Origin of the sequence: Ohtaekwangia sp., assembly GCF_036568665.1 — a bacterium.
Taxonomy (GTDB): Bacteria; Bacteroidota; Bacteroidia; order Cytophagales; family Cyclobacteriaceae; genus Ohtaekwangia.
Map to the genome: position 1 here is coordinate 1 of NZ_DATCSD010000235.1, position 17,773 is coordinate 17,773.

A 17,773-nucleotide genomic window follows, 5' to 3' on the forward strand; every position below is an offset into this window, starting at 1 on the left:
AACTGCAGAGAAATATACAGATGGTCCTGAAGAGTTGCCCGCTAATGTAAGGATACGACATCCGAATCGTCATGCTGACAAGCATACCGAGCACGCTTCTGATGGCAAGCCTACACGAACTTATGCGCGGACAGCATCATCGAAAGCGAGAACATCCAACGAAAATGGCGCAGCCCACGCTACAGATACCGGCACAACGGTTGGGCTGAAGCTTGCCGGCACACTTACCAAACCGCTCTTCGAGCAGCTTGCCAACCACCAGGCCAGTATATATATCACTGCATACCTGCAAACACATCCATCCGGTGCAGAAGTAAATGAGAAGCACGATATCATCGCTTTCAAAAATATACTGCAACAAACTTTTGCGCAGCTTCGCCAGAGTGATATAGATGAAACCACAGCTGTTCGTATGCTTGCCCCCGGTTATGATCTGTTGAAGAATGATCCCTTCTGGTTCAATCAATCAAAAGGCTTGGCTGTATTTATCTCCAACGAACTGTTCCAGTATATCAAGTTACCGATCGCACCACCCGAAGCGTTGCTCATGGGGCCATCGTTCTTTCTGAACCCATTGATACCCCTGATTACATCCACCGAATATTTTTACCTGCTGGTGATCAGTAAAAAACAATCCAGGATTTTTAAAGTCGATACCTTCAGCATTCAACCGATCGATATACCGGAAATACCCAATGGTATAGATGATGTTGTTCACTTCGAAGAGAAAGACGATCAGAACCTGTGGCGCACAGGCAGCAGCGGTGCCGGTGGTGGAGCTAACTACCACGGTGTAGGTGCTGGCAAGCCCGATGAAAAAGAAAACATCGCGCTATACCTGGAGGAAGTAGATGAAACCCTTTGGAAAGAATTACTGAACAAGGAAAATGCACCACTCCTGCTGGCAGGTGTAGACTATATATTACCGATCTATAAATCTGTTTCCGGGTATAAACATATATATCCCGAAACGCTCACAGGAAGTTATGAACATGAAGACCTACAGAAACTGCATCAAAAAGCGCTGGAGCTGATGACACCGTATTTCCAGGAACGACATCAGAAAGCATTGAACAGCTACGCCAATCAATCGGCTACTGAACTCACATCTGCCGATGCAACCGATGTTATACCGGCAGCATACTATGGCCGTATAGCGCATCTGTTTGTTCAACCGGGAGAACACATCTGGGGAACGTTTGATGAAATGGCGAACAAGATTGCCATACACGATACGCAGCAGCAGAACGATGAATGTCTGCTTAACAAAGCTGTTATCAAAACGATACTCACCGGTGGTGAAGTACATATACTGGATAAAGATAAAATGCCAGCCGACAGCAAGATTGCAGCCGTGTTACGATACTAAAAAATATATACCTATGGAAACGACCATGATAAAAAATCCGGAACCCGTAAAGCCACAACATCAAGACCGGCAACCGGGAATTGAACAGGAAATGACACCCCGACCGATCTACGACACGGATGATCCGGGCTACGGAAGACTGAACGGAAAAGTAGCAATCATTACCGGTGGTGACTCTGGTATAGGCCGTGCGGTTGCCATACAGTTTGCTAAAGAAGGTGCCGATGTAACCATTGCTTACCTCGATGAACATGAAGACGCAAAGGAAACAGCCGATGCCATTCGCAAATATGGTAAAGAGGCACTGCTGATACCTGCCGATGTTTCACAAGAAGTAAATTGCCAAAACATTGTAGAGCAAACATTGAAGAAATTCAAACACATCGATATATTGATAAACAACGCAGCGGTACAATACGAGCAGCACGATATACAGTCTATCACCGCGCAGCAATGGGAGTATACTTTTAAAGTAAATATCTTCGCATACTTCTATATGGCGAAATATACCGTGCCGCATTTAAGAGAAGGATGCAGCATTATTAACACCGCATCAGTAACGGCATACAAAGGCAATCAGACGTTGATGGACTACTCTGCCACGAAAGGCGCCATCGTTGCTTTTACCCGAAGCCTATCGCAATCGCTGGCTGAGAAAGGAATCCGCGTAAATGCTGTAGCTCCCGGTCCCGTATGGACACCGTTGATACCGGCATCTTTCCAGGAAGATAAAGTTGAAAAGTTCGGAAAAGATATACCACTGGGCAGACCTGCACAACCGGTAGAGATCGCCTCATCGTATATATTTCTGGCTTCGAAGGAAGGTTCGTTCTTTACCGGGCAAGTGTTGCACCCGAATGGTGGCTCGGTGATCAACACCTGATTTATATATTACAAAAAAACCAAGTATGGGGCCAGGTATTACACGAATGCCTGGCCATCATTGTATATATTACACCAATTTCACCTGTAGCAGCAAGAGTATAGCATCGTTGGAAAGTGCTTCAAACTCTACTTCGGGTGTATGCCACAAAGCAAGGCCATCGCGTGCATGCAACAAACGGTTCTGTACTTCAAACGCGCCCTCTACAACAAAGACAAATATACCGGCTATATTTTCGTCCGGCACAATCAACACGCCTTCTTCCCGGCCCTTAAACTTTCCGATGGATGCAGACACTGTATACCCGTTTTCTTCCTGATCAATAAACGGTATCAGTTTACCGGTTTGTTCCTCCAGATCAAATTCCATTACGGAGGCTATAGCAGGCTGGTATAGCGTCATTGAAAAACGCAGGTGCAAAAAATTGATGAGCTCTTCTTTATACGGATTGGTCAAGGCCACCGTATTGCCTTGCAATACCGGGAGTATAACAACATTGCCCGGCTCCGCTGCACCCGTATTCTCTCCGCTCGAATAGTTTACAGTACCTACTATCGGTATCACTATTATCAGTGAATTTTCCGGACTATATTTAACGATCGTCCTGCCTTCCTTCAGCGTATCATCATTAAATTCTGCCAGGTTCCCAAAAGGCCCGCGGCTCGTTTCATAATATATACCGGAATTGAATGTATGATAGCTGCGGAACCAGTCTTCCTGCGTACACCCTCTCCTGTCGGAAAGATATATAGTGGCTTTGGTTTGTGTTATCATACTGTTTCTTCTATAGCGTGTGGTATACTTCCGGGTATCTCCAGGCGTTGCAGCGATGGCTGCACAAAAGGCTGAAAGGCACTGATGCGCAGATTATTTCGCAAGCTGAGCATATCCGTTTCCATCATTACGTTACGGCTATACGCATCGCGCTGGTCGCCTTCGGCAAACAAAATCAATCCGTTTACCATATCGATCCAGGTAAGTACCTCGCTGTAAAAATGGATAGCCACTTTATGCTGGTCTTTCTCTTTCACATGCGAGTGCAGTATCTCAAACTTGAAGTTTCTGAACGGAAGACAAAGTTTACCCGATACGTTTGCCACATCCGGTATACGTCCGTTCAATTGGCGCAGATACCCCATCGCAGCAGTGCTTACCAGGTAATGCAACTGATCGGCCTTCGGATTACTCTCCAGTATTTCCCGGAAAGTAGTATACTGCTGCTGTTGATTATAGAACTGCGCCTGCATAAAGAACTCCCGGTAAGTATCTTCAAAAACATATTTCTCCCACACACCCGTGGATGCTGCATCAATGATTTTGGTATAGCATAACCGGATAAGCCCCTTCATAATTTTCTATTGTAAAGTGAATAATACTATAAATGACATCTTATATATAGCTAGGCACTCACGTTTATGGTATGCGTAAGCACATAACCATCGGTCATGTTACCGGTTACTGTAGCCAGCTCTTCATCTACCGAATCAGAAAAAACATTGTCGGTGGAGTTATAGGTATCCTGCTTGCCCTTGGTATAGTATTGCGTAGCCGTAGTATATACCAGGTCTGTTACATCCGAAGGAAAAGCGATTTGGGTTACCAGCAACGATGTGCCGCTGGCGTTATAAATATGCACGTGAATATGCGGTGCACGTGACGAATACCAGCCCGGAAAGATAGAAGTAAATCCTACTAATCCATTACTATCCGTTACCTGGCGGCCACGCAAAAAATGCACCGATGTATAATCTACAGTTTGCATGGATGTGCCACCGTATTCAGAGTAATAACCATCTTTATCGCAATGCCATATATCTACAATAGCGCCCTGCAAGACAGCACAGCTGTTGTTCTTATTCTGAATAGTGATCTTGATTGTAAATGGAAGTCCCGTTCTGTCAGAACGTATATCAACCATCTCCAGTGTAGAAGGATTTTTTGTCGGGAAGGGCCCTTCGGTCTCAGAAGGTGTTGTAGTACAGCTGCCCGAGCTCGTAGCCGGATCATCACCTTTACTGCACGACTGTTGTAGCAAAGGTACAACCAAGCTGCTCAGACCAAGACTTTTCAAAAATTGTTTGCGTTGCATACGGGTAGTAATTTGTTATTATATATACTATAGCTGCATGTTTATTAAGAAAAGTACAGATCGCCATGGTTACGTTACGGGGCATTCCTTTCTGAATCAGACAACCCCTACCACAAATCCTGGAATGCCTCCGTTCCGTACAATTCTTAATGATGAAGTTTCATTCGGCAGTATAACGATTTGGTAAGCGTATTTCTTTACTCTTCCTCCCGAAATGAGGTAAACTTATTGTTTATAAAGGTGAGCCTCCGATTGTATTGAGGTGTCGGGGTATTGATGTGTTGAGGTAAATACCCAGCGAATCCTCAACGCATCAACACCTAACACGTGAAGCATCCCCACCTCTCACCATATAAATCGATACAACGTACCCGGCACTGTTTTTCCACTTGCCAATACGCATCCTTTCCTGTATATTTAATGAAGTCCATAAAATCCTTTTCGAAAAAGGCAGTTAGCATCACAACAGAGAGTCATAACAACATGTAGCCAGTGAGTTAACTGTAGCGTATATTTTTTAACCAGGCCCTTGTAAAAATTATGAAAATCACGCTGGACAGAAAAATTCTGATCGGGTTTGTACTTTGTTCAATTGTACTACTGCTGGTAACCATCATTTCGTTCCGCAACAGTGAGAAGTTTGTTGCCACGAACAAATGGGTGAACCATACACGCGAAGTGCTTTATGAGTTTGACCAGATTCTTGTATCTACACTCGAAGCACAAAATGGTGGCAGAGGTTTCGCTTTATTGGGCGATGACGATTACCTCACTCCTTTCTACAGCGCCCGTTCGAGCTTACCGTTGCATGTTAAAAAAGTAAAAGAACTTACAATCGATAATCCGGCTCAGCAGGCCAACATTGAAAACCTGGAGCAGATCACACGCGCTCACATCAAAACACTGGAAGAATATATAACACTCAGGCGGGTCAATGCGGCACAGGCAGAGACACTCTTTCGTTCAGGAAAAACAAAACAACTGGTAGATGAGATACGTACGGTTGTTAATACCGGCAAAGATATGGAGCACGAATTGCTGGTTACGCGCGAATCTCAAAGTGAAAAGGATGGTCGTGGCTTCAATATTATATTCATCGTTTTACTCCTGATAATTGTTATCGTACTGCTCGTAGTATATATACTCATCACCACCAATCTGAAAGCCCTTCGCAAAGCTGAAACAGAAGCTGCCACACAAAACTGGAACCTGCAGGGAAACCGCGACCTTATTCAGAATATGCAAGGCAACAAACGACTGGATGAGCTGGCCAACATCATCATCAACCACCTCACCAAATACCTGCATACAGAATTGGGCATTATATACTTTTCCGATGAATATACTCTTACACTCTCTGCGGCCGGTACCTACTCCGTTGACAGAGATAAAAGATCGATAGCATCTATTCGATACGGTGAAGGCCCCGTGGGACAAGCTGCTGCTGATAAAAAACTGATCATCATACACGATATACCTGCCCATGCATTTCACATTGTTACAGGTTTTGGCAATGTACGCCCGAAAGCTATACTGGTAGCACCCTTTATGTTCGAAGGAAATGTGATTGGTGTGGTCGAGTTGGCAAGCTTGCGCGACTTTACTGAATTGCAAAAGCAGTATATACAACTGGTATCCGATAGTATAGCGATAGCCATTGTATCCGCACAATCACGCGATAAGGCACGCGAGCTGCTGGAAGAAACACAACGACAAAGCGAAGAACTCGAAGCACAACAGGAAGAACTGCGGCAAGCCAACGAAGAGCTGCATGCAAAGACAGAGTTACTCGAAAGTTCTGAAGCTGAATTGCGTACACAACAACAAGAACTGCAACTCATCAACACGGAGCTCGAAGAAAAATCAAACTTACTGGAAGAACAAAAAGAAAAACTGGAAGATGCCAAAGCTACACTCGAAACAAAGGCAAGAGAGATAGAGATTACCAGCAAGTATAAATCAGAATTTTTAGCCAACATGTCGCACGAGTTGCGCACACCACTCAACAGCATACTGATACTGGCACAGCTTCTTGCCGAAAACAAGAATAACCGGTTAGGCGATAAAGAGATCGAATACTCGCGCAACATTCATAATTCGGGAACAGATTTATTAAACCTCATCAACGAAATACTGGACCTCTCCAAGATCGAGTCCGGCAAACTTCAACTGGAGATCGAAGATGTACCTTTCAAAAGTCTTGTCAATCATATATCCTCATTGTTCAGTGAAGTAGCCCGAAACAAAGCAGTCGAGCTCAAGATTGATATTCCCGAAAGTATACTGCGGCAATCCATCACAACAGACAGGCAACGCATAGAGCAGATACTACGCAACCTGCTTTCCAATGCATTCAAATTTACCAGCCAAAACGGTCAGGTAACGCTGGCTATATATCAGCCATCACAAACGGTAAATTACAGGAACAGTGAATTGGCCACTATAAAAAACATGATTGCCTTTTCAGTAAGTGATACCGGTATAGGTATACCGAAAGATAAACGCGATATAATCTTCGAAGCCTTTCAGCAGGCCGATGGTTCTACCAAGCGAAAATATGGCGGCACGGGGCTTGGGCTTTCCATCAGTCGCGAACTGGCCAGTGCCTTGGGAGGAGAAATACATTTGGCCAGCGAAGAAGGCAAAGGCAGTACATTTACCCTATATGTGCCGTTGCACTTCGATAAGTCATTCAGTTCTTCTACTGAACGGCAAGTGGAGATACGCGAAAAAGAACCGGAGAGAACCGAGCCTCTGCGAATTAACAACCATGAGCCCGCCAAAGACAGGAACATTGCAGACGATCGCCTCAATATTACAGAAGCCGATCGTGTTATACTCATCATTGAAGACGATGAGAATTTCGCCAAGATACTGCTCAATTTTATTCATGAGCGAAACTATAAAGGTATAATAGCCACGCAGGGAAATGCCGGTCTCAGTTATGCGCGCCACTATAAACCCGATGCTATACTTCTGGATATGAAGTTGCCCGTTATGGACGGCATTGAAGTATTAAAGCAATTAAAGAACAACCCTGAACTTCGACATATACCGGTGCAGATCATTTCTGCATACGATCAAAAAACAGAAGGGCTTCGTCTGGGTGCTTTCGATTATATACCTAAACCGGTAAGCGTTGGCGATCTGCAAAAAGCATTCGAGAAGATCGAGGATTTCACCAATCGCAAGTTAAAAAAATTACTGGTGGTGGAAGACAATGAACAACAGAACAAAGCTATACGCGAATTGATTGGCGACAGTGATATAAAATGTTCTTCTGCATATCGCGGTACAGAAGCGTATGACCTGCTGCTGCGCGAACCCTTCGATTGTGTAATTGTGGATTTGGGTTTACCGGACATGACGGGCTTTGAGCTATTGGAGAAAATAAAAATGACAGACTCGCTCAACGCTATTCCAATAGTAGTATATACCGGTAAAGAACTGAAGAAGGAAGATAACATACGGCTCAGCAAACTGGCTAACACTGTAGTATTAAAAACTGCCGACTCGCACGAGCGCTTATTAGATGAAACAATATTGTTCCTTCACCAGATCGAATCAAAATTACCCTCCGAGAAACAGCGCATCATCCGCAAGCTTCATCGTTCAGACGAAGTGCTGAGCAATAAGAAGATACTGCTTGTAGATGATGATATGCGCAATATATACTCACTCACCAATGCCTTGGAAGAAGAAGGATTACATTGCGTAACTGCAGAGAATGGGAAGATAGCGCTCGACATGCTGGAGCAAGACAGCACGATAGACCTGGTGCTGATGGATGTGATGATGCCGGAGATGGATGGCTATGAAGCAACAGAAGCGATCCGTAAGATTGAACGACTGCACAGTTTGCCCATTATTGCGCTAACAGCAAAAGCCATGAAAGAAGATAAGGAGAAATGTTTTGCCGTGGGAATGTCAGACTATATTTCCAAACCGGTAAATGTAGAACAACTGCTGTCGCTGATGCGCGTGTGGCTATACCGTTGATGTATATGTCCAACGAGATCAACGATACCGAGTATAAAGAATTACTGGAGTCGATCCGGTTTATATACGGATATGATTTTACCGACTACGCAGTGCCCACCGTAAAACGAAGGATTCTGCACTTTATGAAGAACCATGATATAGAGGCAATCGACAAACTGGCAAAAAAACTGCTGAAGGACGAGCGGTTCTTCGAGGAGTTTGTGCAGGAACTTTCCATCACCGTTACAGAGATGTTTCGCGATCCCTCCTTCTATAAATGTATCCGCGACAAGGTGGTGAAACGACTGGCTACCTATCCTATACTCCGCATCTGGATTGCCGGCTGTGCCACCGGGCAGGAAGTATACTCGCTTGCTATTTTACTGAAAGAAGAAAGTTTACTGGAACGCTCCATCATTTACGCAACCGACATTAACCAGAAATCATTGCAGGCGGCACGCGAAGGTATATATCCGCTCGACAGCATGAAGTTATATACCAACAACTATCTACATGCCGGGGGAAAAAAATCTTTTTCAGAATATTACGTAGCCAAGTATAACTCGGTGCTCTTCGATAAATCGCTGCGCGAAAATGTAGTGTTCTCGCCTCACAACCTCGCGGCCGACAAATCTTTTAATGAATTTCAGTTGATCATCTGCCGGAATGTATTGATGTATTTTAACCAGCATTTACAAAACCGCGTGGTAGACTTGTTCCATGAAAGTTTATGCTCGTTTGGTTTTTTAGGGCTAGGTGATAAGGAGTCGTTGTTGTTCGCCGACAAGCGAACTTCCTTTGATGATATTGACAGACGTGAAAAGATCTATATGAAAGTGAATTGATATGGATGAACGCGTAACCATATTGCTTGTTGATGATAAGCCTGCGAATATATTCGCATTGAAAAATCTGCTGGAACGACCAGAGCGCATGTTTCTAACGGCCACCAATGGAAACGATGCACTGAAGATGGCATTGAACAATCCAATAGACCTTATTATACTGGATGTACAAATGCCCGGAATGGATGGCTTTGAAGTAGCCCAGACGCTGAAGCTTAATAAAAAAACAAAAGATATACCGATCATTTTCGCTTCAGCCGAAAAGAAGGAAAGACAATCGGTTATGAAAGGTTTTGAAGAAGGCGCTGTTGATTACTTATCGAAGCCGCTTGATCCGGAACTCACTACAGCAAAAGTATCGGTACTGCTAAAGATACAATTGCAGAAAAAAGAATTGCTGGAGAAAAATCAGTCGCTGCAAAATGCAGAAGCGCGCATCAAAGTATTAAACGATGATCTGAGTAAAAATCTTCTGCAGTTAAAAGAAGTAAATAAAGAACTGGAGTCATTCACCTATTCTGTATCGCACGATCTGCGCGCACCGGTGCGGGCACTGATCGGCTTCTCCAATATACTTGAGAAAAATCACGCAGAAACATTAGATCCGGAAGCACTGCGTTTGTTGGGCGTGATACGCAAGAATGCCAACAAAATGGGATCGCTCATCGATGACCTGCTGGAATTTTCAAAAATGGGTCGCAAGGAAATTACACGTACGCCGGTAAATATAGACAGCCTCGTAAAAAACAGTATCCAGGAAATAAACGACTCTACGCAACATAAAGCCACGATAAAAATCGACACACTCCTGCCCGTACAAGCTGATGAATCATTGCTCACGCAGGTATGGATCAACCTTATTACCAACGCCATCAAATACTCTGCTAAAAAAGAAAATCCGGTAGTAGAGATAGGTTCTTACCGCGACAATCAATATATAGTATATTTCGTTCGCGACAATGGCGCAGGCTTCAGCATGGAATATGCCGATAAACTCTTTGGCGTCTTTCAACGCCTGCATACTGCCAATGAATTTGAAGGAACCGGTGTAGGACTCGCCATTGTGCAACGCATCGTTGCCAAACATGGCGGCCGCGTATGGGCCGAAGCTAAAATAAATGAAGGGGCAGCTTTTTACTTCTCGTTACCAGACGATAGCCTCGGAGAAAATAAAAAAGTAGCTAACTACTAATGTCAGCTTTCCGGTCTTCCTGTAACCGCTTACTCACAGGTTACCACTAACCTTTAGTTTACTACTCACGCAGGCACAGCTAACAGCACTAGCTTTGCGTGGCTAATAAACTAATTATGAAACGCGACAAAATCATTTATTGGATAACCACTTCACTGGCGATGTTGCTGGGCGGTATATCTTCCTTTTTTTACTTTACACAACCCATGATCGAAGGCTTCCGGCATTTGGGCTACCCTGATTTCTTCCGGGTAGAAATTGCTATTGGCAAAATGCTGGGAGTATTTCTATTGCTGATACCGGGTATCCCTGCAAAATTAAAAGAGTGGACGTACGTTGCGTTCGGCCTCGTATTTATCTCGGCAAGTATAGCCCACAGCGCAGTAGATGGATTTGCAAAAGGTATAATCCCGCTGTTGCCGCTGGCATTGCTGGTAACTTCGTATATATACTTTAACAAATTGCAGCAGTATAAAAAAGCTGCCATGTAAAGTATAGCATACATTGAGTTGGAGTACATCCCTGCAAAATGCGCCAACGGCCAGGCTGCATGGTGTACGCTAACTCTCCATTACAACACTACGGAGTAATGGATTCTTCTTTCTCGTATAGATCTATACTTTTCAACAATTGATCGCTGTGATTGAATATATCGTCCAGCTTAACGATCTCATGCCGTGTTTCATTCTTTTCTCCATCAAAGAGTCCCAGGTACTTTTTATTTCCGTTCAGCCATAAGCGACAGAGTGGTTTACGATTGTTATCGTCCAGTAATATACCATAATACGTTTTTGTGTCGCGGCCCACTACACGTTCTATATTAATGCGCTTCCTCAGAATAGATTTTACAATCATATAGCCTTCCAGTTCCAGCGCTGTAGTCTCAATAGCCTTTTCGTCTTCTTCCGGCTTGAGAGCTTCTTCTGCTACACGTTGCTTTTCCGATTCCGCCTCTTTTGCCAAGGCCGCTTTGAGACGATCGTTGATCATATCGCTGACAAGCTGGTTGATCGACTTCTTTACTATACCGGTAAATTGTGACACAATTTTAGCGGTGGCTTTTCCATCGTATACTTTGGAAATAAAGAAGCGTACAAAATCCTCCGTGGGTTCTTTAAACTCTGCCGAGAGCACGGCTTTGATCTCGCTCGAATATTTTAATTCACTGGCCGTGGTAAATATACTTTCTATATCAAAGTACGACTTATGAAATTTCTTGAGTTCATCTATCTCAGCCTCTTTTATGTCGGTAAGTATAAACTCAAAGAAGGGTTTCTCATCCATTTTATTAGGTTCAACGAGATCTGTATAAAACCGATAGTGCAAACCATTCGTAAGCAGTCCGAATTTAGCTTTTGTTGTATGAAAGTAACGGAATAACTGCGAGTTGTGCGGATCGAGTTTTTCCTGGTGGTGCTTGCATTCAATCAACAGAATAGGTTCACCATTTTTCATAATGGCGTAGTCTACCTTCTCTCCTTTCTTTATACCAAGGTCAGCTACAAATTCAGGATTTACTTCTGCAGGGTTGAAGATGTCGTAGCCCAGTATCTGAATAAATGGAAGCGTTAAGGATGTTTTGGTTGCCTCTTCAGTTTGTATCTGCGGCAACATTTTGGCAACACGATCACCCAGTTGTTTGATCTGATCTTTAAAATCCATATATAGTGAAGTTATGATTTCGCAGGAGGCGTTGCAGCAGTGTATATTCTATAGCATTCAGCACAACAATACTGGCAGCCGTTCACTTTTCTATAGTGTCTCCGTGCAGCCTGTACTGCTTCAAAGCACGAAGGAAAAGGACCTAACGCTATTTTATCTTCCGGCCCAAGCGCGCAGTCGGTTCGATGCACTTCATGCTCACCATTCTCCCGGGCATCGGTGTCTACACAATAAAAGAATACTTTCATTTTCTAAAAATTCATCAAACCTTCACCCCCACTTTGCTATGTAATTGGTACGAACATATTTATTTATATAAGTACCAAGTCCTTTGCCTGCAACAGCTAACAATTTCATTTTCTCAAGATGTATACTCCCTGGCTTTACATCACTATACAGGTATGTTGATCCCTTTTTAAACTTTACCAGCATTTGTTTGGCACCAATCTCATAAGACTGTACGCCCGAATCGCTATTCAAATTTTCATAACGTATCATATATACCCGTAAATTATCGTTGCACTACTTACAACTACACCCCGTTCCAACTATCCATTTGCAACAGCTACCGACACAATCTGCTTTGAGTTTATTGGAACATCCACAGTTGGCCGTTGTAGGGCAACCTGTTCCGCCAGTACTACCAGTACTACCTCCTGACCCCGTCCCCTGATTCCCTCCTGTACCACTAAAAGCATCTTCACATGCCAGGCCATCGCTGTCATTATCCAAAGCGGCAAAACAATCACGATCCGAATCAAATGCTGCCTGTGCTTCTTGCTGTGTTGTGTAATTCCTACAGTTCGCTTCAGGACATTCCTTCTCGGTATCTGAAGAAGAACTGCAAGACAACGCAGTAACAAGCATTAAAATGAGTATTACAAACCGTGGGAGAAAATATCTCATAAGCATTTAGTATATATACCAACCTATATTTATTGATGCTGCCAGCATTTACCATTGGCATTTTGTGTCATTCGTTTGCAGCGTGTACCTGCTTTTGTTAATGCAGAACACTGTTGAGAAACTGGTTCTGATACTTGTTCTTTCTCCTCATCCTTCTCTTGTAGCAGCTCCTGTTTTGCTTGTACTACCCCTTCGCGAGGAGTTGCCTGAGGAGCCACCGGTGCTGCGGGCGATTTTTCCTGCGATGGCCGGCATACACTGCAAGCGGTATAGCCACGTTCCTTTGCTTCCTTTAGTGTAATCTCGTAACTACTATATTTCAAATATCTGCAAGTACTCTTATGATATTTAGCACCGGTGCGCGTGATATAAACATGATCTGTATTCGACTGACTGAATGTGCAACCGTGGATCAGCAGAATAAAAACAAAATTGAGAATAACCCTCGGTACAACAGAATAAAAACGCATAACGTATGGAATTACCCGAAAGTAGAGCGGGCGGAAAGATTGCTGAAAACATTCTTCCAAACGGGTATATTTTCTTTCCGAAATCATTCTTTTTTACTCCGAACGACTTCTCCTGTTTCGATATCGATTTGAATCTATTCAGGAGATATTTGAAAACTCCAGTGATCACCGGTTCTCTCAAATACATATCGTTCTCGCGGAGGGAGCGCTATAATTTCCATCGCATGGCGCTTCATTCCTTTTGTATTTTCAGATTGTGAAGTAAATGTGAGGGAAACGCCAATGAACCGTATGTTATTCGTATAGCTTACCCACACGGCAAATGTATTTTCCGACAGGCTTTCAATTTCTCCGGTCTTTCCTTCCAGCGGTTGGGTATTGATAAAAAAGTAATGCACATCGCTGACTCCCGGCTCTTGCTTCACATAAATATCGGGCGATTGAAAGCCATACATATTTAACGGGTTCAACTCCTGCATATTGGCATCCAAAAGTGCATCAACATTTTTCTTGAAGCGAACCGTTTTATCACCGGTGTTCAGCACGTAGTCATTCCGGTAATAGGAGTTTAAATTCTTAAAGGCAGTATATAGCGATACAATTTTATCCTGGGTCGCCTTTTTTGTCAGCTTCAGATTTAATTCCTCCTTTAATCGTTCCTGCTTTTTTTCTTCCAGGTCAGCTATATGATTTTCTATACTTTGGTGGATATACGCTGTATCGGGCTTGTTCGTATGAAGCGACTTAAATCCATAAAATCCCAGAATTGCCAACAATGTGAATACAATCGACAAGAACCATTTTTTAGCAGGTAGTTTCTGAATTATACCAGTCGCAATCACATCAGGCTTGCGCTGTCTGTTGATCTCCTCTACTAATTTTTCCGCGACATTGTCAATACCTATAGTTGCACTGATAGCATACATATTAGCCATGGGTGGATGAGCAACAGCAAGTTCTTCAGGAGTTATATCATACAATACCGGAAGCAGTACTTTTATACCGGCTTTTTCTTTTTCCAGCAAGGCATGAAATTCGCGTAACGCCCATACAGCTTTAAGATAGTTAGGGCTAATAATAACAACACCAAACCGGCTCTGCTTTATACCGGCTTCAATTGCTTTAATTATATCATCGCCTACGTGCAGCTCGCGACCGGAATACCAAATACACAACCCTCTTTTCTCCAGGAGTGCACACAATTCATTGGCAATGGGAATTTTGTCTTCTACCGCATGTGAAATAAAGACATCATACTTTTTCTTCGGGGTTTCCATGAAATAATTATTAAGGAATGATAGAGTCTTTCATCCCAATACTCAAGATAACTTTCCCGACAGCGGCAGAATGTTTCCAAAAACTACTTTATAAACTTCAAACGACTCATTAATTCATCCCTGTAGTCTTTACTCATTTGCACCTGCTTCTCTCCTCCTAACCGTACAATATTGCCATCAAGGGCCGTAATCTTGTTGATGTTGATGACAAACGACCGGTGTATTTTCATGAAATCACGATTATTCAATTGCTCATAAACATGATTCATACTGGTGGTCATCGTGTGAACTTCCTGCTCTGTTACAATGTAGCAGTATGACCGATCTGCTTCGAGGTATATAATATCTTCCAGATGCAGTTTTATATACTGATTTTTAGATCGCAGAAATACATGATCTTTAACCCAAGGAGATTGATGTTCTCTCTTTGCGCGTGCATTGCTGAATGCCAGATCGATTGACCGGATCAGGTCTGCTTCCTGAAAAGGTTTTGATAAATAGGCTGCAGGCATTGTCTTCTTGGCTCGATCAATAGTTTTAGTATCTACATATTCACTTAAATAAATGATGGGTACATCATATTTATCAAGAATTACGCGGGCGGTTGAGATCCCATCCATGGCACCTGATAAATTAATATCCATGAGAATAAGATCGGGGGCTATATCTTCAACCATTTCTATAGCTTCCTCGCCCGAACCACACGTGCCGGCTACTTCCAAAGAATGCTTCACCAGTTTTGATGCAATGTCTTCAGCTATTAACAGCTGGTCTTCAACGATAAGTACTTTAATCTTTTCCATTACTATGAAAGGGGAATGTCCAACGTGAATGATGTTCCTTTATCTGTATTCATATCCAATTTTCCTTTAAGTTCTTTCAGCAACGTCTTTACCATTTTAAGTCCAAATGCACCGGTCGTTTTCTTACCGGCAGAATCTTCAAATCCGGAACCATTATCACTAATCTCCAGCGATAAACTTTTCTGTTTATTCAAATATAGCGACACGTTCAGGGCAGGAAGCGGCTGTTGTGTGTAGGCATATTTAAAGGAATTGCTCACCAGTTCATTGATTATTAATCCTAACGGAATAGCCTTATCAACATCCACATGTACTTCTTCCAGTTTCAGATTCAGATTAAAATTCCGGTCGGCAAATCCGTATGTATGCGACAGGTATTGTACAAGCTCGGTTATATAGTCTTTAATATTAATATTTCTGTTCTGGTCTCCCAGGTATAGCTTTTTATGGATCAGCGCCATAGCGTTTACTCTGCTCTCGCTGCTCTTCACTGCCTGTAACGCATTTTCATCCTGCAATTGCTGCGACTGAAGACTTAAAACGCTGGCCAATATTTGCAGATTATTTTTTACGCGATGATGGAGTTCCTTTAGCAATGTCTCTATATGTCGCTTGCTGCTGCGCACTACTCTGAAATTATAGTATACCAACACCACGATAACAATAAATAAAAAGAGCGCTATAATTAATCCTTCAATAAGAATCTGCTTCGTTTTCAGTTCTGTCTGGCTAATGGCATGTCGCTGCTCCAGCAATACAATTTGCTGCTCCTTCTTCTCAACGTCATACCGGAACTGCATACTCATTAAGCTCTCCGATTTTTGCTGCGTCATCAGGCTATCTCTCACTACCAGAAGTTCCCTGGTATATCTGAATGCCTGTGCAAAATCTTTTTTCTTCTCCAACAACTGGATTCGTATTTCAAGATTTCTCCGCAGTTCGTTTAGCGCACCGGAACGGGTAATCAATGCATGCGCATCGTTCAAAAACTGTTCAGCATGCTTTAAATCTGCCAGCGCGATAGAAACCTTCGCCAGGTTATTGAGTGTAACAGCCTCACCAAGTATATCTTTAAATTCCCGTTTGATAATCAGCGATTCCTCATAATATTCTTTTGCCGCAGCAAATTTTCTCTGCTCATATAGGGCATCGCCAATGTTATTCAATGTACTTGTTAAAGTCTTTCGTTCGTCTGACGCTCGCTTAATTACAAGTGCCTCCTGTAAATTTTGCAATGCACTATCGTATAGGTGCATGGCTATATATATTTCTCCAATAGAATTTAAAGATTGACCCACCAGGCTGGCGATTCCCAGACTTTTTCGAACGTTTAATGCCTTGCGCGCATATAGAAGCGCATCTTTATAGTCGCTTGTTTTTAAATAGACCAGGCCGATTGTATTATAGCAGGAGGCTAATGTTCGGCTTGGCTCCTCTTTCATTTTTGCCAATGCGCCAAAGGCGTGCTCCAGAGATTTCTCATAAATCCCTTTGTTCTTAAATATAATAGAGAGATTAGTATCCAGGATAATAGCATTGGTAGTATCCTTTAATTCGTGATAAAGCCCCAGCGATTTTGTATAGTAATAAATACTGCTATCCATCAATCCCCGCAGGCTATAGATAACACCTATACCATTAAAGTTTGAAGCTAACAGTTCTTTATTCTTCTCTATATTTTTTTGGCTGAGAGATTTGTAATAGTATAGCAGGGCACTGTCGTTTTGCCCATCCTGGTAATACTGAAAAGCTAATAAAGATAGGGTTTTCGCGGTGGCGGCAGGATCGTTCTTTACTATAGCTTGGCGCAACTGTTGGTTCAAACTGTCCTTTCGGGCTTGCGCCAGACTAATTACTGGTAACAGGACAAGCAAGATCGGCCAACGTTTAAAGTTCATTGCTATAGGTTAGGTAACGCTTGGGTAAGGTAGTAAAAAAAAAGAAAACGGTGAAGTACTTTGTTACTTCACCGTTGAAAATTATATAGCCACTGTATCAGCAGGCACGGCATTGGTCTTTGGCGGTGGTATAACAATAGGGTCATCATCATCGTCACCATCGCCACGAAGTATAGGTTCGTCATCGCAACTGAAGGCTGCTATAGCCAAAAACATAATCAGGACATATTTAAAATTTTTCATAGTTTTAGCAGTTAAGGGTTACACATAGCGGGGCTGCGATTTCGAAAAGGCATGGAAATCCCGTGGAGTGATCCTGGATCAGTCCGGTATAAATGGATATTCGTAAGGCTTTCGATTGCGCAGGTTACCCGCAACAATTGATCATGAGGTGTGTG

The 17,773-nt window shown here is 43.0% G+C and carries 16 protein-coding genes; 6 read left to right on the forward strand and 10 right to left on the reverse strand.

Annotated elements, in window-relative coordinates; all coding sequences use genetic code 11:
- Together VIN08_RS13095 and VIN08_RS13100 are read left to right on the forward strand one after the other, a co-directional pair.
- Positions 1-1,369, forward strand: a 1,369-nt coding sequence (locus tag VIN08_RS13095) for a hypothetical protein (protein ID WP_331965657.1), incomplete at its 5' end; no start/stop codon positions are given.
- A 13-nt stretch (positions 1,370-1,382) separates the two neighbouring features.
- Positions 1,383-2,252, forward strand: coding sequence for an SDR family oxidoreductase (locus VIN08_RS13100; RefSeq protein ID WP_331965660.1), 870 nt, complete (start codon positions 1,383-1,385; stop codon positions 2,250-2,252).
- Positions 2,253-2,321: 69 nt separating this feature from the next.
- Here the strand turns inward: VIN08_RS13100 and VIN08_RS13105 are convergent, their stop codons facing one another.
- Genes VIN08_RS13105 through VIN08_RS13115 form a run of 3 tightly spaced genes read right to left on the reverse strand, consistent with a single transcriptional unit; the run spans position 2,322 to position 4,341 of the window.
- Entirely contained in the window at positions 2,322-3,026 is a 705-nt protein-coding gene (locus tag VIN08_RS13105) for a pirin (RefSeq protein ID WP_331965663.1), read from the reverse strand.
- Positions 3,023-3,601, reverse strand: coding sequence for a hypothetical protein (locus VIN08_RS13110; protein ID WP_331965666.1), 579 nt, complete (start codon positions 3,599-3,601; stop codon positions 3,023-3,025). The genes VIN08_RS13105 and VIN08_RS13110 overlap by 4 nt, the downstream gene beginning before the upstream one ends.
- A 50-nt stretch (positions 3,602-3,651) precedes the next feature.
- On the reverse strand, positions 3,652-4,341 hold the full coding sequence (locus VIN08_RS13115) for an intradiol ring-cleavage dioxygenase (RefSeq protein WP_331965669.1): 690 nt from the start codon (positions 4,339-4,341) through the stop codon (positions 3,652-3,654).
- A gap of 540 nt (positions 4,342-4,881) precedes the next feature.
- Between VIN08_RS13115 and VIN08_RS13120 the strand changes: the two genes are divergently transcribed.
- From VIN08_RS13120 to VIN08_RS13135, 4 genes are all read left to right on the forward strand, one after another.
- Positions 4,882-8,340, forward strand: coding sequence for a response regulator (locus VIN08_RS13120; protein ID WP_331965672.1), 3,459 nt, complete (start codon positions 4,882-4,884; stop codon positions 8,338-8,340).
- A 5-nt stretch (positions 8,341-8,345) separates the two neighbouring features.
- Complete coding sequence (locus VIN08_RS13125; RefSeq protein ID WP_331965675.1) at positions 8,346-9,167, forward strand: protein-glutamate O-methyltransferase CheR; 822 nt, start codon at positions 8,346-8,348, stop codon at positions 9,165-9,167.
- A gap of 1 nt (position 9,168) precedes the next feature.
- Positions 9,169-10,359 carry a sensor histidine kinase gene (locus VIN08_RS13130; protein ID WP_331965678.1) on the forward strand — a complete coding sequence of 397 codons (1,191 nt, stop codon included), beginning with the start codon at positions 9,169-9,171 and terminating at the stop codon, positions 10,357-10,359.
- 116 nt (positions 10,360-10,475) lie between these two features.
- Positions 10,476-10,850: a DoxX family protein gene (locus tag VIN08_RS13135; protein ID WP_331965681.1), complete on the forward strand. Its 375-nt coding sequence runs from the start codon at positions 10,476-10,478 to the stop codon at positions 10,848-10,850.
- 88 nt (positions 10,851-10,938) lie between these two features.
- Here the strand turns inward: VIN08_RS13135 and VIN08_RS13140 are convergent, their stop codons facing one another.
- From VIN08_RS13140 to VIN08_RS13170, 7 genes are all read right to left on the reverse strand, one after another.
- Entirely contained in the window at positions 10,939-12,021 is a 1,083-nt protein-coding gene (locus tag VIN08_RS13140) for a type I restriction endonuclease (RefSeq protein WP_331965684.1), read from the reverse strand.
- A gap of 11 nt (positions 12,022-12,032) precedes the next feature.
- Positions 12,033-12,269, reverse strand: a complete 237-nt coding sequence (locus VIN08_RS13145) for a hypothetical protein (protein ID WP_331965687.1) — start codon at positions 12,267-12,269, stop codon at positions 12,033-12,035.
- Between the two features lie 687 nt (positions 12,270-12,956).
- On the reverse strand, positions 12,957-13,484 hold the full coding sequence (locus VIN08_RS13150) for a hypothetical protein (RefSeq protein ID WP_331965690.1): 528 nt from the start codon (positions 13,482-13,484) through the stop codon (positions 12,957-12,959).
- A 47-nt stretch (positions 13,485-13,531) separates the two neighbouring features.
- Positions 13,532-14,674: a toll/interleukin-1 receptor domain-containing protein gene (locus VIN08_RS13155; protein ID WP_331965693.1), complete on the reverse strand. Its 1,143-nt coding sequence runs from the start codon at positions 14,672-14,674 to the stop codon at positions 13,532-13,534.
- An 83-nt stretch (positions 14,675-14,757) separates the two neighbouring features.
- Positions 14,758-15,477: a LytR/AlgR family response regulator transcription factor gene (locus tag VIN08_RS13160; protein ID WP_331965696.1), complete on the reverse strand. Its 720-nt coding sequence runs from the start codon at positions 15,475-15,477 to the stop codon at positions 14,758-14,760.
- Positions 15,478-15,479: 2 nt separating this feature from the next.
- Entirely contained in the window at positions 15,480-17,375 is a 1,896-nt protein-coding gene (locus tag VIN08_RS13165; protein ID WP_331965699.1) for a tetratricopeptide repeat-containing sensor histidine kinase, read from the reverse strand.
- 81 nt (positions 17,376-17,456) lie between these two features.
- On the reverse strand, positions 17,457-17,618 hold the full coding sequence (locus tag VIN08_RS13170; protein ID WP_331965702.1) for a hypothetical protein: 162 nt from the start codon (positions 17,616-17,618) through the stop codon (positions 17,457-17,459).
- Between the last annotated feature and the right edge of the window lie 155 nt (positions 17,619-17,773).